The organism is Plantibacter sp. Leaf314, assembly GCF_001423185.1.
GTDB lineage: Bacteria > Actinomycetota > Actinomycetes > Actinomycetales > Microbacteriaceae > Plantibacter.
Genome location: NZ_LMOB01000001.1, coordinates 2,213,561 through 2,228,778 on the forward strand (window position 1 = coordinate 2,213,561; position 15,218 = coordinate 2,228,778).

General features: G+C 70.6%; 14 protein-coding genes. 9 read left to right on the forward strand and 5 right to left on the reverse strand.

What is annotated here, in order from left to right; genetic code table 11:
- Positions 1 to 52 precede the first annotated feature (52 nt).
- Together ASF68_RS10425 and uxaC are read right to left on the reverse strand one after the other, a co-directional pair.
- On the reverse strand, positions 53 to 1,522 hold the full coding sequence (locus ASF68_RS10425) for a mannitol dehydrogenase family protein (RefSeq protein WP_235526785.1): 1,470 nt from the start codon (positions 1,520 to 1,522) through the stop codon (positions 53 to 55).
- Entirely contained in the window at positions 1,519 to 2,937 is a 1,419-nt protein-coding gene (gene uxaC, locus ASF68_RS10430; protein ID WP_157580302.1) for a glucuronate isomerase, read from the reverse strand. The genes ASF68_RS10425 and uxaC overlap by 4 nt, the downstream gene beginning before the upstream one ends.
- A gap of 184 nt (positions 2,938 to 3,121) precedes the next feature.
- Between uxaC and ASF68_RS10435 the strand changes: the two genes are divergently transcribed.
- From ASF68_RS10435 to ASF68_RS10470, 8 genes are all read left to right on the forward strand, one after another.
- Positions 3,122 to 4,384 (forward strand): ABC transporter substrate-binding protein, encoded by a 1,263-nt coding sequence (locus tag ASF68_RS10435; protein WP_056009947.1) that lies wholly within the window; start codon positions 3,122 to 3,124, stop codon positions 4,382 to 4,384.
- Positions 4,384 to 5,355 (forward strand): carbohydrate ABC transporter permease, encoded by a 972-nt coding sequence (locus ASF68_RS10440; RefSeq protein ID WP_056009949.1) that lies wholly within the window; start codon positions 4,384 to 4,386, stop codon positions 5,353 to 5,355. The genes ASF68_RS10435 and ASF68_RS10440 overlap by 1 nt, the downstream gene beginning before the upstream one ends.
- A complete protein-coding gene (locus ASF68_RS10445) occupies positions 5,352 to 6,296 on the forward strand; it encodes a carbohydrate ABC transporter permease (RefSeq protein ID WP_082498572.1) in 945 nt (314 codons plus the stop codon). Before ASF68_RS10440 ends, ASF68_RS10445 begins: the two co-directional genes overlap by 4 nt.
- Before the next feature lie 38 nt (positions 6,297 to 6,334).
- On the forward strand, positions 6,335 to 7,153 hold the full coding sequence (locus ASF68_RS10450; RefSeq protein ID WP_056009951.1) for a sugar phosphate isomerase/epimerase: 819 nt from the start codon (positions 6,335 to 6,337) through the stop codon (positions 7,151 to 7,153).
- 51 nt (positions 7,154 to 7,204) lie between these two features.
- Positions 7,205 to 8,302, forward strand: coding sequence for a Gfo/Idh/MocA family protein (locus tag ASF68_RS10455; protein WP_056009953.1), 1,098 nt, complete (start codon positions 7,205 to 7,207; stop codon positions 8,300 to 8,302).
- A 17-nt stretch (positions 8,303 to 8,319) separates the two neighbouring features.
- Positions 8,320 to 9,180: a sugar phosphate isomerase/epimerase gene (locus ASF68_RS10460; protein WP_235526786.1), complete on the forward strand. Its 861-nt coding sequence runs from the start codon at positions 8,320 to 8,322 to the stop codon at positions 9,178 to 9,180.
- Positions 9,181 to 9,266: 86 nt separating this feature from the next.
- Positions 9,267 to 10,349, forward strand: a complete 1,083-nt coding sequence (locus tag ASF68_RS10465) for a LacI family DNA-binding transcriptional regulator (RefSeq protein WP_082498574.1) — start codon at positions 9,267 to 9,269, stop codon at positions 10,347 to 10,349.
- Complete coding sequence (locus tag ASF68_RS10470) at positions 10,346 to 10,873, forward strand: GrpB family protein (protein ID WP_056009957.1); 528 nt, start codon at positions 10,346 to 10,348, stop codon at positions 10,871 to 10,873. Before ASF68_RS10465 ends, ASF68_RS10470 begins: the two co-directional genes overlap by 4 nt.
- 19 nt (positions 10,874 to 10,892) lie before the next feature.
- Here ASF68_RS10470 and ASF68_RS10475 read toward each other — a convergent pair whose 3' ends face one another.
- The 3 genes from ASF68_RS10475 to ASF68_RS10485 all read right to left on the reverse strand — a co-directional run bounded on the left by ASF68_RS10475 (position 10,893) and on the right by ASF68_RS10485 (position 13,855).
- Positions 10,893 to 11,270: a Rid family detoxifying hydrolase gene (locus ASF68_RS10475; protein WP_056009959.1), complete on the reverse strand. Its 378-nt coding sequence runs from the start codon at positions 11,268 to 11,270 to the stop codon at positions 10,893 to 10,895.
- Between the two features lie 27 nt (positions 11,271 to 11,297).
- A complete protein-coding gene (locus tag ASF68_RS10480) occupies positions 11,298 to 12,260 on the reverse strand; it encodes a helix-turn-helix transcriptional regulator (protein ID WP_056009961.1) in 963 nt (320 codons plus the stop codon).
- A 95-nt stretch (positions 12,261 to 12,355) separates the two neighbouring features.
- A complete protein-coding gene (locus tag ASF68_RS10485) occupies positions 12,356 to 13,855 on the reverse strand; it encodes a glycoside hydrolase family 36 protein (protein WP_056009962.1) in 1,500 nt (499 codons plus the stop codon).
- Positions 13,856 to 14,001: 146 nt separating this feature from the next.
- Between ASF68_RS10485 and ASF68_RS10490 the strand changes: the two genes are divergently transcribed.
- Complete coding sequence (locus ASF68_RS10490; RefSeq protein ID WP_235526787.1) at positions 14,002 to 15,216, forward strand: ROK family protein; 1,215 nt, start codon at positions 14,002 to 14,004, stop codon at positions 15,214 to 15,216.
- Positions 15,217 to 15,218: the final 2 nt, after the last annotated feature.

Genomic DNA, 15,218 nt, shown 5'->3' on the forward strand with positions numbered 1-15,218 from the left:
CTCCTTCGTACGATGCGACCGAAGTGGCCGCGCGGGTCGGGTGGATGCGGCGTCAGGGCCGCGGGCGGGTTCGGACCAGGTCATCGCCGAGTCGTTCGACCTCGGCGACCAGCTCCGGTCCGCCGCCCCTCGACGGGTCGAGCAGACGTGGATCGATCAGGCGGACGAGCGCCGTCGTGCGCTCGGTGCCCTGCGCGCGCAGGGCCTCGGCGATGGCGTCCGCGGCTGCGTCACCCGGCCGGTCGTCCGCCTGCACGGCGAGCACCCAGGCGGCGATCACGCGGAGCGACCCGGTTCCGGGACGACCGGCCGCCAGCTCACCGAGGAGGGTCGAGACGATCCGCACCCGCAGCTTCGTCACCCCTTCGAGCGCGATCTGCTGCAGCCGGTGTTCGATGCGGGCGTTGTCGAAGCGCTCGAGCAGCGCACGCCGGTAGGCCGCCAGGTCGAGGCCATCCGGGAGGTGGCGTTCCGTCTCGTCCCAGTACTCCTCGACCCAGGCTCGGCAGGCGCGGTCGCCGACGGCTTCGGCGACCGTCGCGTGCCCGCGGAGTGGTCCGGCGTAGGCGAGCAGGCTGTGGGCGCCGTTGAGCAACCGGAGTTTGCGCTGCTCGAACGGCTCGAGGTCGTCGACGAACCGGACGCCGGCCCGCTCCCAGGCCGGTCGTCCGGCGGGGAAGTCGCCGCTCAGCACCCAGTCGGTGAAGGGCTCGGTCACGACGGGCACCCCGTCGGTGTAGCCGGTGAGCGCGGCGGCCGCCACCTCGTCCGCGGCGGTCGGCCGCGGCGTGATGCGGTCGACCGAGGCCGAGACGAACGACACCTGTTCGGCGATCCACTGCGCCGTCTCGGGGCGGACCCGTTCGGCGAGCGCGAGCACCGCACCCTGGACGAGCGCGCCGCCGTCGGCGATGTTGTCACACGGGACGATGGCGATCGGGCCGGCTCCGGAGCGACGGCGCGCCTCGAGACCGAGCACCAGCCGACCGAGGGCCGTCGTCGGCCGGGCGTCCCCGAGCACCGCTTCGGCACGGCAGGCGGCGGACAGGATGGCGACGTCCTGCTCGACCGCCGGGTCCGAGGCGTCCGGTCGACCGTCGGCGTCGAGCCGGTATCCGGACTCGGTGATGGTGAGCGTGACGATCGCGGTCGACTCCAGCGCGAGGAGGTCGACCAGGCGCGGGAGGTCGGCTCCGTCCCTGGCCTCGACGATGGAGCCGACGACGGTCGCGGTATCGCCCGCGGCCGACCGTTCGACGACGGTGTACAGGCAGTCCTGGGCACTGAGCTCGGTCGCGGCCTGTGGGCTCCGACCGGTGAACGCGGCGATGCCCCACTCGTGGTCGGGGTCGGCGAGCTGCGTGTACCAGGCCTGGTGCGCGCGGTGGAAGGCGCCGAGTCCGAGGTGGACGATCCTGACCGGCGCCGTCGGGAAGCCGGGTAGCAGCGCGCGCGACAGCCGAGGGGCCGTCTCCGCTCCGTGCTCGGCGTCGGTGGGCAGCTGCGTCGCTGGCGCCCTCACAGCTTGAAGACCCGTCGCGGCTGGTCGACCACGAGGTCGAGGATGGTCCGCTCGGCCGTCACCCGGTCGACACGCCCTTCACGGACGAGCCGCGCGAGGAACGCCGCGTCGAGGCGTCGCGACATGTCGTGACGTGCCGGGATCGAGAGGAACGCGCGGGTGTCGTCGATGAATCCGGACCCCCGCGAGAAGCCCGCGGTCTCCGTCACGGCGGCGCGGAACCGGAGCACGGCGTCGGGTGCGTCGAGGAACCACCACGGTGCGCCGATGAAGACGCTCGGGTAGAACCCGGCGAGCGGGGCGATCTCCCGCGAGTAGCTCGTCTCGTCCACGCTGAAGAGGACGAGGTGGAATCCGGGAGCCGTCCCGAAGCGTTCGAGCAGCGGGCGGAGGGGCTGCACGTACTCGGTGCGCACCGGCAGGTCGTGGCCGGTGTCGGGGCCGGAGCGTTCACGCGTGGCCGAGTGGTGGTCTCGGAAGACGCCCGGATGGACGGTCATGACGAGCCCGTCCTCGACGCTCATCCGAGCGCTCTCGAACAGCATGTGGGCGGCGAAGCGCTCCCGCTCGGCGGCGTCCGCGGTCCCCGACAGCGCGCGGTCGAAGAGGGCCTGCGCCTCGGCGGCGTCGAGCTCCACGGTGCGCGGTTCCAGGACCCCGTGGTCGGCGGACACCGCGCCGTGCTCGATGAAGTGACGGCGACGACCGGCGAGGGCCTCGAGATAGCCACGGTGGCTGCCCTCGGGCGTCCCATTCCAGGCGGCGAGCGCGGCGACGCGCTCCGACCATCCCGGCTTCGACGGGTCGAGGTAGGCGTCGGGACGGAACGTCGGGAGCACGCGCCCCCGGAAACCGGGATCGGCCGCGAGCGCGGCGTGGGCCGCGAGGTCGCCCATCGGGTCGTCGGTGGTCGCGAGCACCTCGATGCGGAAGCGGTCGAACAGCGCGCGCGGACGGAACGCCGGCTGCTGGAGGGCATCCTCGATCGTGGTGAAGAGTCGGTCCGCGTTCGCCGCGTCGGGCTGCTCCGTGATGCCGAACTGTTCACCGAGGATCGTGCTCAGCCAGTATCCGGAGGCGGTGCCGGCGAAGCGGGGCCACTCCTCGCAGAACCGACGCCAGGCGTCACGCGGGGCGGCGACGGCACCACCGTCCGCGATGTCGGGCACGCCGACCTCGGCGAGCGCGTGACCGGAGGCGTGCAGCAGGCGGGTCACGTAGTGGTCGTGACGGAGGAAGAGCTGGGTGGCGTCCGTGAACGGGGTGTCGTCGACGAGGATCGCCGGGTCGACGTGGCCGTGGGGGGAGATGATCGGCAGCTCGGCGACCGAGCGGTAGAGCTCTCGGGCGACGTCGCGCGTCCCCGGATCGGCGGGGAGCAGGCGGTCTGGATCGTTCTGCAGCGTCAGTGGCACGCCTCCATTGAAGCCAGCGACCGACATGCTGTCAACCGATTGCCACTACTTCGTGGCAATCGCTTGCCACGTCGCGGGCCTTCTGCGAGATTGATCCCGCTTCCGCCCAGGACGTCCCGGCCGACCACCGCTGAAACGCTTCACTGCCGCGAGGAGCGCACCCCCGCTATCAAAGGAGATTGCAGTGGCAAGCAGCATTCGTTTCGGAATCGCGACCGCGGGAATCCTCGCCCTCGCACTGACCGCCTGCTCAGGGCCGGGCGGCGGCGACTCGGCCGACGGCCCGGTGACGCTCGAGTTCTGGGCCTGGGGCTCCAACATCGACAAACGCGTCGAGGTGTGGAACGAGGCCAACCCCGACATCCAGGTCAACATCTCAGCGCCGGCGAGCGGCGCCGACATGCCCGTCCGCGTGCTGAGCGCCGTCCGCGCCGGGGACGGCCCCGACATCGCGCAGGCCGAGTACACGCAGATGCCGACCTACGTCTCCGCCGGGGTCCTCGCCCCGCTCGACAGCGCGAAGGCGGAGCTCGAGGAGGCCTACTCCCCCACGGTGCTCGACACCGTCTCCTTCGACGACACGGTCTACGGCGTCCCGCAGGACCTCGGGCCGGCATTGTTCGTCTACCGCAACGACCTCTTCGCCCAGTACGGCCTCACGCCGGCGGCCAGCTGGGACGACTTCCGCGCCCTCGCCGAGCAGGTCCGCACGCTCGACGGCGACCGGTACCTCTTCAACTTCAGCTCCATCGACGCCGACCAGTTCATGGGCCTCGCCTTGCAGAACGGGGCCGAGTGGTGGGACTACTCCGACGAGGAGTGGAGCGTCGACATCGCCAGCGCCCAGACGCAGGAGGTCCTCGACTTCTGGCAGGGCATGGTCGAGGACGACCTCGTGAGCACGTACCAGACCGGCAGCCCGGAGCAGATCGAGGCCACCGCGAGCGGCCGCGTGCTGGGTACGATCGCCGGGGCGTGGGCGCCTGGGCCACTGCTCAACCAGTATCCCGACACGGTCGGCCTGTGGTCGGCCGCGCAGATCCCGCAGTGGGACACCGCCGACCCGAGGGTCTTCGCGCGCGGCGGCTCCGCCAACGTCATCCTCAAGGAGAGCCCGCACTACGAGCAGGCCCTCGAATTCATCACCTGGTTGAACGCCTCCGAGGAGGGCGCCGAGGGGCTCGTCGAGGTCAACAAGTTCACCGGGGCACTCCACGGCCAGGAGATCGACCGCACGCCGCCGGACCTCATGCCGGAGGACACCACGTACTGGCCGAGCGCCACCGAGGCCGCCTCGAAGCTCGTCTCCGTGCAGTGGGGACCGAACACGCAGGTCGCCTTCACCGCGATCACCGACGAGCTCGGCAACGCGATCGAGGGGACGAGCCCGTGGGCCGACGTCCTCCCGAAGGTGCAGGACATCGTGCAGAAGGATCTGGCCGGGTAATGACCGTGCCGACCATCGAGCAGCCCCGTGCCCGCGGCACCGCCGCGGGCACGGCTCCCACCGGACGGCGCGCCTCGCTGACGCGCCCGCACCACCTGTTCGCCTGGGGACTCATCGCACCCGCGGTCGTGCTCTTCGTGTTCGTCTTCATCATCCCGATCGTCTACTCCGGCGGCCTCAGCCTCATGGGGACGGCGGCCGGGGCGAGTGCCTACGGCGTGCGTGAGGAGGTCTTCGTCGGGCTCGGCAACTACGTGAAGGTCCTCGAGGACCCGACGTTCTGGACCAGCCTCGGCAACCTCGCCGTCTACGCGCTGTTCCTCGTCCCGATCATGATGCTGACGGCCATGCTGCTGGCGCTCCTCCTCGACTTGCCGCGCGCCCACCTCCGGGCGTTCAGCCGCATGGCGATCTTCCTGCCGTACGGCGTCCCGAGCGTCATCGCGGCACTCATGTGGGGCTTCCTGTACGTCCCGGAGATCAGCCCGATCTACCAGCTCGCCGACACCTTCGGCCTGCAGTTCCCGACGCTGCTGCGCGGCGACCTCGTCATGACGGCGATCATCAACGTCGTGCTGTGGGGCGGGATCGGGTTCAACACGATCATCCTGTACACCTCGCTGCAGTCGCTGCCGAAGGAGCAGATCGACGCCGCCCGCATCGACGGCTGCGACGAGCCTCGGATCGCCTGGTACATCAAGCTGCCGCACATCGTGCCCGCGACGATCCTGACGGGCCTGTTCTCGATCATCGGCGCCCTGCAGGTGTACAGCGAACCGCAGATGCTCTCGAGTCTCACGCCGGCCATCAACTCGACCTACTTCCCGCTCATGCGGGTGTACCGGGACGCCTTCGCCCACGACGACCTCAACTCGGCGTCGGCGGCTTCCATCATCCTCGCCCTCGCCACCGTGCTGCTGTCGCTCCTGGTGCTCGGTGGGCAACGCCTCGCCGCTCGGAGGAACGCATGACCACCACCGCACGCACCCCGGAACGGGTCGAGGAGGACCGACGTGCCAGGGAGGCCTCGCGCCGGAGCCACCGCGAGCACGACCGCAAGCCGGACAACGGTCCGAGCCTCGTCCGGAAGCTCGGCGGCCTCCTCCCCACGATCGTCCTGCTCATCGCCGTCGTCTACTTCCTCCTCCCGATGGTCTGGGTCGTGTTCGCCGCGACGAAGAGCACCGGTGAGCTGTTCTCGACGGGCGCCTTCTCCGTCGGGTCGAGCCTCGTCGACAACCTGGTCGACCTCTTCGAGTACGAGAACGGCTCCTTCATCCGCTGGTTGGGCAACAGCTTCATCTACTCGATCGGTGGAGCGCTGCTGTCGACGGTGGTCTCGGCGGCCGCCGGCTACGCGCTCGCGCTCTACCGGTTCCCCGGCAAGAAGGCCGTGATGGTGGGGCTGCTCGCCGGTGTCCTCCTGCCGACGATCACGCTCGCGATCCCCCAGTACATGCTGTTCGCGCAGCTCAACCTCACCAACACCTACTGGGCGGTGCTCATCCCGATCTCGATCACGCCGTTCGGGATCTACCTCTCCTACGTGTTCGCGCGGGGGTCCGTGCCTCAGGAGCTCCTCGAAGCCGCACGGGTGGACGGGTCGAACGAGGGCCGCACCTTCGTCTCGATCGGCCTCCCGCTGCTGTTCCCCGGCCTCGTCACCGTGTTCCTCCTGCAGTTCATCGGCGCCTGGAACAACTTCCTGCTGCCGTACATCATGCAGTCGAAGTCGGAACTCTCCCCGATCACCGTCGCCATGTTCCTCATGCTCAACCGCGGCGGCAGCGAACCGGTGCTCTACTCGGTGGCCATCGCGGGCGCGCTCGTCGCCGTCATCCCCGTCGTGATCTTCGTCCTGGTGTTGCAGCGCTTCTGGCGCCTGGACCTCATCTCGGGAAGCCTGAAGTAGCCATGACGACCCTCCACCCCACGAACGGAAGGACCCCCATGTCCGACACGGACACGCGATCCGACACGAACCCGACGGCCCAGCGGTACCCGCTCAGCGGCTACGGCGTGATCGTGCCGAGCGAGCGCATCGCCGCAGCGTTCGCCGCCGGCGCCGACTACGCCGAATCGACCATCGTCGGCAACCTCGTCGTGGCCGAGGGCGACGGCTGGGTGCGCAACCCGGCGTACGACGCCACGGTCCGCCGCGGTTCCTTCGCGATCCTGTTCCCCGCCGAGCTGTCCCTGGCGGACCCTGGCGTCCCGGCGGACCGCGTCACCGCCTACCTCGACGCCGCCATGCCCATCATCGGTTCGGTCGCGGAGCCGGGCGCGAAGATCGTCTTCGGGAGCGGGAGCGCGCGGACCATCCCCGACGGGGTCGACCTCGCGGCTGCCCGGGCACGGTTCGCGGAGGTCGTCGTCGAGACCCGCGACGCCGCCGAGCGGAACGAGCTGCAGATCGTCCTGGAGCCGTTGAACCGACGCGAGACGAACCTCCTGAACTCCCTCGAGGAGACGGTCGCGTTCCTCGACGAGTTCGGCATCGAGCGCGTCCCCGTCGTGGCCGACCTCTTCCACATCATGCTCGAGGCCGAGCCGCTGTCGGTCGTCCGGGAGCTCGGGCCGCGCATCGGGCACGCGCACATCGCCGACGCCGAGCGACGACCCCCGGGGCAGGGCGACTGGCCGCTCGCGCCCTTCATCGAGGCCCTCCGGGAGGGTGGCTACGACGGCCCCGTGACCGTCGAGTGCCTCTTCGAGGACTTCCAGCCCGAACTCGAGGCCGCCCTCGCACACCTCCGCCGGCTCGCCTGAGCCGGCACGACCGCAGCCCGCATCACCCACCGAACTGGAGCGAACCCCCGCATGACCCGACCGCACCGCATCGCCATCGCCGGCGCCGGCATCATCTCGAAGCAGCACGGCATCGTCATCGACCAGCTGCGCGACGAGTTGGAGCTCGTCGCCGTCGCAGACCCCGAACTCGCGAAGGCGGAGGCCCTCGTCGCCGAGCGCGGCGGACGGGCGTTCGCGAGCCTCACCGAGGCGTTGGCGCAGACCGACCCGGACATCGTCGTCGTCTGCACGCCCACCGGGCTGCACGCCGACCTCGCCATCGAGGCGCTCGAGGCCGGGAAGCACGTCATCATCGAGAAGCCGGCCGACGTCACCGTCTCGCGGACCGACGACATCATCGCCGCCCAGGAGCGCGCCGGGACGCTCGTCACCGTCATCTCGCAGCACCGGTTCGACCCCTCGACGGAGATCATCCTCGACGCGGTCGAGCGCGGCGACTTCGGTCGACTCACCTCGGGCATCGCGTCCGTCGACTGGTGGCGCGGTCAGAGCTACTACGACTCCGGTGACTGGCGTGGCACCTGGGCGCTCGACGGCGGCGGTGCGCTCATGAACCAGGGCGTGCACACCGTCGACCTGCTCGTCGCGGTGCTCGGGCGTCCGGTCGAGGTCTTCGGATACACCGCGCTCCTCGCCCACGAACGGATCGAGACCGAGGACGTCGCGGTCGGTGTCGTGCGGTTCGCCTCCGGCGCGCTCGGCGTCCTCCACGGCTCCACCGCGGTCTACCCGGGACTCATGGCCAGGCTGCAGGTGCACGGCGACCGCGGCTCGGCGGTCATCGAGAACGACCAGCTCACCTACTTCCACGCCACCCCCGCCGGCACGGAGCGCGCTGAGGCGTTCTTCGGTTCGCAGGGCGCCGGCACGAACCAGGCCGAGCAGTTCGCCGACGAGACCCAGGCCGGCTCCAGCGTCGCCGGCCAGATGTCGGACGCGCATCTGCGGCAGTACCGGAACGTCCTCGCCGCGATCCGCGGGGAGGAGCCGCTGCGCGTGACCCTCGCGGAGAACCGACAGGCGATCTCGATCATCACCGGCCTCTACGAATCGGCACGCACGGGCGGGCCCGTCCGCCTCGACACCGTCCCGGCGGTGGCCCGATGAACGCCAGGACGCCCCGGGTGGCGGCGAACCCCATCCCCTACTGGAGTGCACGTGGCAAGACCCGGGAGGTGTTCGAGGAGGCCTTCGCCGACTTCCAGCGCATCGGGTTCACCGCGGTGAAGGCCGACATCCCCGAGGGCATGACCGCCGACGAGTACCGGTCCTGGATCGACGGCTACGGTCTGGCGCCGTCGCTCAGCCTGTTCAGCAGCCCGTTCGACGAGACGGTCGAGCTGGCGGACGTCCTGGAGGCCGCGAAGGCGTTCGGCGCCGCACAGGCCTCGCTCGGACTCGACCGGACGATGATCTCCTCCATGTCGGTCCCGGCCCGCATGGTCACCCCGGCCGTGGGCGCGGACTTCTCGCAGGAACGCCTCGACCGCGCCATCGAGCACGCCGGTCGCACCTGCGAGGTCCTGCTCGCGGAGGGGGTCCGCCCGTTGCACCACTCGCACGTCGGCGGGGTCTTCGAGACGGAGCACGAGATCCGGAGCCTGCTCGACACCCTCGGACCGGACCTCATCGGCTTCGGTCCCGACACCGGCCACCTGCGCTGGGCCGGCGCAGACCCCGTCGCCATGATCACCGACTACCGCGACCGGGTCGGCGGCATCCACATCAAGGACGTCTACGCCGACCACCTCGACGGTGCGGGCGACGGCACCCTGTCGTACCAGGAGACCTCGCAGACGAAACGCCTGTGGGCAGAGCCCGGACTCGGTGTGCTCGACTTCGACGCTATCGTCGCGGCGATGCCTGCGGACTACGACGGCGACTACATGATCGAGGTCGACTTCCCGAGCGTCGACAGCGTCTTCGAGTCGCACCGGCTGTCCTACGAATGGGCGAGCCACGCGCTCGACGTCGGGAGCCGCTGAGGGCCCCGGGGTGAGCCCGCGAGCGGTGACCGCGGCAGTACGATGGCTCAGGTCGCCGACGGCGGCGATCGAGAGGAGCGAGCACCATGAGCACCTCTGACGCGTCGCCCGAAGTCGTCCTGCCGGCACCCGACGCGGAAGCGCCCGAAGCCGGAGCGCCCGAAGCCGCCACCGTACCCGCGAAGACGAAGCGCGCCGCCACCATCTACGACATCGCCCAGCTCGCCGGCGTCAACCCGTCGACGGTGTCCCGGGCCCTGAGCCGCCCCGGGCGGATCAACGAGAAGACGGCGCAGAAGATCCACGACGCCGCGAGGCAGCTCAATTACGTCGCCAACCCGGCTGCCCGCGCGCTGCCCACCGGACGCACCGGCACCCTCGGCCTCATCGTCGCCGACATCACCAACCCGATGTTCTTCGACGTGGTCCGCGGTGCTGAGCGCGAGGCGGCGGAGCGCAACTACACGCTCGTGCTCGCGGAGTTCAAGGAGTCGGCGGAGATGGAGCTGCTGACCGCCAGACGGCTCATGCCGTCGGTCGACGGTCTCATCCTCGCGACGTCGCGGCTCCTGCCTGACGACGTCCGTGCGCTGGGCCAGGAGAAGCCCGTCGTCGTGATCAACCGTCAGGTCGACGACGTCGACAGCATCGTCGCCGACGTCGACCCCGGCCTCACGGAGGCGATCGACCATCTCGTCGGGCTCGGGCACCGCCGCCTCGCGTTCGTCTCCGGTCCCGGCCGGTCCTGGATGTCGCGGCACCGGTGGAACCGGACGCGGGAGCTGTGCGCCGAGCGCGGGATCGAGACGGCGCGGGTGCCGTCGACGCAGCCCGACATGGCGGCGGGCAGGGCGGCCGCCACGGCCGTGCTCGAGACGGGTGCCACCGCGGTCCTGGCGTACAACGACCTCCTGGCCATCGGCATCATGCTGGAGCTGCGCTCCCGCGGCGTCGAGATGCCCGCACAGCTGAGCCTCATCGGCTTCGACGACATCTTCGGTTCGGACTTCACGACACCGGCGCTCACCTCGATCCGCAGCCCGCACATCGCCTCCGGCTCCTACGCCGTCCAGACCCTCTTCGCGCACCTCGGGGGCACCGACGTCCCGGTCATCACCGACCTCGCGACCACGCTCATCATGCGCGAATCGACCGCCCCGCCGCGATGATCGAGCTGAGCGGGCACCGGACGGAGTGGGCCGAGGCGTTCCGACTCGAGGCGGCGCGGCTCACCGCGGCCCTGCACACCGAGGTCGACGCGATCGAGCACATCGGCAGCACCGCCGTTCCGGGACTCGTCGCCAAGCCGATCATCGACCTCGCCGCGCGGGCGTCGGACGGCACGGATCCCCGCGCACTCGGTCCGCTGCTGGTGGAGCTCGGCTACGACCCGAAGCCCGCCGGCCCCACGACGCACGCCGTCTACGCCCGCTCTGACGGGAGCAGGCGGACGCATCTCCTCCACGTCTTCACCGCCGACGACTGGGAGCACTGCAACCAGCGGCTGTTCCGCGACAAGCTGCTGCACGACGCCTCCGCCGTGCGCCGCTATCAGGACCTCAAACTCGGCCTGGCCGCGGCGCATGACGACGGCCGCGCCTACACCGCGGCGAAGCTCCCCCTCATCGAGGAGCTGCTGAACGAGGAGCGCGCGGCGCGAGGCCTCCCGCCGACGACCGCCTGGGACAAGTAGTGTCGTCCCTCGCGCGGCTTCAGGCGACCAGTTCGATCTCCACGCGTGCGCCGAGCGGCAGCCCGACGACCGCGACCGTGGTGCGCGCAGGGTAGGGCGCCGAGAAGACCGTCTCGTAGACCCGGTTCATCGCCGCGAAATCGGCCATGTCGACGAGGTAGACGTTCACCTTGACCACGTCGCCGAACCCGCGCCCGGCGGCCGTCAGCACCGACTCGAGGTTGGTGAACACCTGGCGGGTCTGCTCGGAGACATCACCCTCGACGAGGGCTCCGGTCGCCGGATCGATCGGTGTCTGCCCGGAGAGGTACAGCGCTCCACTCGGGGCGACCGCGGCGTGCGAATACGGCCCGACGGGCTTCGGGGCGAGCGGGTCGTTCACCGTGGATCGTGTCATGGCCTCAGCCTAGGGAAGACCGGCGATTCAGCGGGCGCTCGACGCGAGGGTGACGCTCGGGTACTCACCGAAGCGGCTCGCGTAGGACGCCGCGAACCGTCCGAGATGGGAGAACCCCCACCGGCGGGCGAGCTCGGCGACGGTCGCCAGGCCCGGTTCGGCCTCCTGCAGCTCCTGTCGGACCCGGTCGAGGCGGATCGAGCGGAGGTAGTCGGTGGCGGTGAGGTCGTACTCCCGACGGAACGCCGTCTGCAGGCTGCGCGGGCTGAGCCCGGCGGCGGCGGCGATCTCCTCGGTCCGGATTGGGCGGTGGGCGTTGGCGATCATGAACTCCACCGCAGCCGCCGTCTTCCGACCGGACGCCACGACGCGATCCCGCCGTGGCTGCACGGCCAGATGAGGGAAGGTCTCGAGGAGCGCGACCGCGGCCGAGCGGTTCGCCTCGGCGCGGAGCACGGCCGAACTGCCGTCGTCGTAGATCACCCGGCCGACGCTCGCCACCGCCTCCGCCCATCGCCGCAGCGCCTCGCCCGACGGTCGGAAGGTCGTGTCGAAGGTGATCGGACCGACCGAGCCCTCGAGCTCGGCGGCGACACCCTCGAGGTACGTTCCGCCGAAGTGCATCATGTTGAGGCGGTAGTCGATGAGGTCGAACTGCGCGGGGCGGTCGTTCGCGAACATCGCCGGCTGCCCCTGCAGGAACGTCATCGGCGAGCCCAGCAGGTCGGAGACGCCTTCGCCGCGCGTCATCCAGGCGACGACGTACTCGCCCTGCGTGAACGACGCCCCCGTGATCCGTCCCTCGACCTGCGAAGCACGCAGCGCGAGATCGTCGTCACCGACGGAGGTGAAGCGGTACCGGAACTCGGCGGCGGTCGGCTCGACCGTCATCCGGCCGATGTTGTAGGCGGCACCGTACAGCTCCCGAGCCTGATCCACATCGGTCCCGGCGGCCTCGAACCGCTGCGCGGACCCTGGTTTCGCGCTCATCCTGCTCAGAATCTCACGACTCGGGCGCAGGTCCTCCTTCAGGCGATCGCGCTTCGTTTACTGGATAGTGCGGGTCCGGCGGCGGACGGTGTGCTTCACCCGATGTATGAGGTGTCGGAGCGGGCCTCGCCCGCCACCACGGCCGTCAGATCGACCTCGCGGCCGTCGAGCCGGAACGTGAACCGCCCCGTCTGCTCGACCGTGGGCGTCTCGCTGAGGTACTGGCGGAGTTCGGCGCGTTCGCTCTCGTGGAGCCAGACCACCGGGTCGGAGGTCGATTTGAACTCGAGGATGGCGGCGACGTCCTGGAGCAGGCGACGTTCAACCGGGTCGAGGAGGTTCCGGGCGCTGCGGAAGTAGACCGCGTCGGGGTCGACCTCGTAGACGTCCTTCAGCCAGACGCGGTTGACGGAGTCGACGATGGAGTTCCAGGCCCCGACGCCCGACGGATCGCCGACCCGTTCGGCGTTGTCCCAAAACGGACCGACATCCGGCCCCACGCGCGCGCCGTCGAACACGCCGATGGACGGGATCATCGGGACGCCGCAGCCGAGCAGGTACACGTCGTCGCCGACGGTCTCCCTGATGAACGAGATCGCGTCCCGGTAGGCCGTCTCGCGGTGCACGTCATGGTGGCGACGGCCGGCGACCGCGCCCGCGTACATGAAGTCGAGCTTGAGGTAGCTGAAGCCCCAGCCGGTGACGCGTTCGAAGACCTCGCGGAGGTGGTCCTGCACCTCGCGCTGCGTGGTGTCGAGCGAGTAGTAGTGCGAGTTCCAGTTGTAGCCGGTCGCCAGTGGGCGTCCGGCGTCGTCCTGCACGAGGAGGTCGGGGCGTTCGCGGGCGATCGTGGAGTCCGGCAGCGCGATCATCGGAGCGAGCCACAGGCCTGGCCGGAACCCGGCCGAAGCGATCCGCTCGGCGGTCGCCTGCATACCGGAGGGGAAGTCCGGTCCGGCGGTCCAGTCGCCGACGATCGGTTCCCAGCCGTCGTCGAGCTGGAACACGTCGAAGGGGTACCCGGTGAGGTCGGCCACGGTGCGGGCGACCAGCTCCTCGTCGATGCCCTCGTAGTAGGAGTACCAGCTGCTCCAGACGCGACCGGCCCGCTGCGAGCGCCGACCGAGCCGTTCCGACAGCACCGCGGCGTAGTCGGCGAAGGCCTGCTGCTCCGGGCCGAAAGTCACGAACCACTCGGCTTCGTCGGTCTCGCTCCGCGCCCAGATGGTGTTGCGGTCGGCGCCGACACGCGGGTTGCCGAGGCCGAGGGTGCCGATCAGCAGCACCGTGCCGTCGGGCCCCTCGATGGCACCGACACCGCTGCCGGAATGGTGGTGCGGGGTCTCGTTGAGCGCGTCGTCGGCCGTGAGGAGTCGGTCCGGGCTGTCCTTGATGCCGATGGTCTCGCCGTCGGTGGTGGTCCAGCCACTCGGGCTCCACGAGTTCCAGCCGTGCCGGTAGAACCCGGTGTCGCCGAACGGGTGGAGCAGCGCGACGGGGCCGGCCGGGATGATGTGGCCGGTGCGCGTGGCGACGGGTGCGCCGGGGAGGTTCGCGGGGACGCGGAGGTCACCGAAGGTGAAGGTGTGCAGCATGTGGTTGCCCTCTCGTGGGTGGTCGACCGCCCGACGGCGGCTTCCGGTCGGTCGACGTGGGTAGAGTCGGACCGACGAGCAGTTAATACTGCAACGTGGCGTGATAAGTCGCAAGAGCTCCCTGGACATCGAGAGAGAGGACGGCCATGGCTCCCGAGGCGATGATCGATTCGACCGGCGGGTCGATGGGCAGCCGGTCGCTGCTCCGCCGCATGAACTCCCTGGGGATCCTGCGAGCGGTCCTCCAGGCCCCCTCGACCCTGCGGACCCTGGCGAACGACTCCGGCCTCTCCCGGACGGCCGTCGACGCGATCGTCACCGACCTCGTCGGGCTCGGATGGTTGGAGCCCGCGGAGGCGACCGCCACCTCGCGGATCGGCAGGCCGGCCGCGGCCTACCGGATCCGCGCCGGACTCGGGCACCTCCTGTCGATCGACATCGGTGCGAACCACATCCACGTCGTCGTCGCCGAGCTCTCGGGCGCCGTGCTCGCGCAGCGCACCGCACACCTCGACGAGGACACCGAAGCCGCGGAACGCCTGGCGACGGCACTGGCGACCGGCGACGCGGCCCTCGCCGACCTCGACCTCGACCGCCGTGCGGTCTGGGTCACAACGATCGGCTCGCCGGGCGCGATCGGGCGGAACGGCGAGGTGCTGTACTTCGGCGGAACGGGCCTCCCCGGCTGGGTGGGACTCGACCTCCGCGACTGGTTCGAGCGGGAGTTCGAGGGGGCCGTCCTGGTGGAGGGCGACGTCGCCCTCGGCGCGCACGCGGAACTCGCCCTCGGCGCGGCACGGGGCCGACGCGACGTCGTCTACCTGCTCTGCGGGGTGCGGACGAGCGGCTCGTCGATCATCGACGGCAGGGTGCACCGCGGCGTGCACGGTGCCGCGGGCATCGTCGGCGAGATGCCCGAACTGCGGTGGTCCCGGCTGAACGAGGAGTACGGCGGCTCGGTCCTCGGCACACCCCGGCCCTCCCGCGAGGAGATCTTCGACGCGGCCCGCGCCGGCGATCGGGTCGCGGGCATCGCGGTCACGGAGTTCGCCGACGACCTGGCGACGGGGGCGGCGGCCCTCACCCTGGCGGTCGATCCGGAGCTGCTCGTGATCGGTGGCGGCAGCGCACCCGGCGCCGACGTCTTCCTCCCGCGCTTCATCGAGACGCTCGGTGCGATCTGCCCGCTTCCGCCGGAGGTGGTCGTCTCGGCACTGGGTTCCGAGGCGGTGGCGCTCGGCGGCGTCAGCCTGGCGTCACAACGGCTCGACCGCGTGCTCGAAAACGCCGTCCGTGAGCGCGAGCGGTTCCCCGGCCCGGAGGAGGCACGCCGCCTCGCGCGGCAGGCACCGGCGTCCTGAGC

What these genes read in the sequence shown, in the direction of transcription:
- ASF68_RS10440 (WP_056009949.1), top strand. Translation starts at nt 4,384, where the DNA reads ATGACCGTGCCGACCATCGAGCAGCCCCGTGCCCGCGGCACCGCCGCG.
- ASF68_RS10445 (WP_082498572.1), top strand. Translation starts at nt 5,352, where the DNA reads ATGACCACCACCGCACGCACCCCGGAACGGGTCGAGGAGGACCGACGT.
- ASF68_RS10450 (WP_056009951.1), top strand. Translation starts at nt 6,335, where the DNA reads ATGTCCGACACGGACACGCGATCCGACACGAACCCGACGGCCCAGCGG.
- ASF68_RS10455 (WP_056009953.1), top strand. Translation starts at nt 7,205, where the DNA reads ATGACCCGACCGCACCGCATCGCCATCGCCGGCGCCGGCATCATCTCG.
- ASF68_RS10465 (WP_082498574.1), top strand. Translation starts at nt 9,267, where the DNA reads ATGAGCACCTCTGACGCGTCGCCCGAAGTCGTCCTGCCGGCACCCGAC.
- ASF68_RS10470 (WP_056009957.1), top strand. Translation starts at nt 10,346, where the DNA reads ATGATCGAGCTGAGCGGGCACCGGACGGAGTGGGCCGAGGCGTTCCGA.
- ASF68_RS10475 (WP_056009959.1), bottom strand. Translation starts at nt 11,270, where the DNA reads ATGACACGATCCACGGTGAACGACCCGCTCGCCCCGAAGCCCGTCGGG.
- ASF68_RS10480 (WP_056009961.1), bottom strand. Translation starts at nt 12,260, where the DNA reads ATGAGCGCGAAACCAGGGTCCGCGCAGCGGTTCGAGGCCGCCGGGACC.
- ASF68_RS10485 (WP_056009962.1), bottom strand. Translation starts at nt 13,855, where the DNA reads ATGCTGCACACCTTCACCTTCGGTGACCTCCGCGTCCCCGCGAACCTC.
- ASF68_RS10490 (WP_235526787.1), top strand. Translation starts at nt 14,002, where the DNA reads ATGGCTCCCGAGGCGATGATCGATTCGACCGGCGGGTCGATGGGCAGC.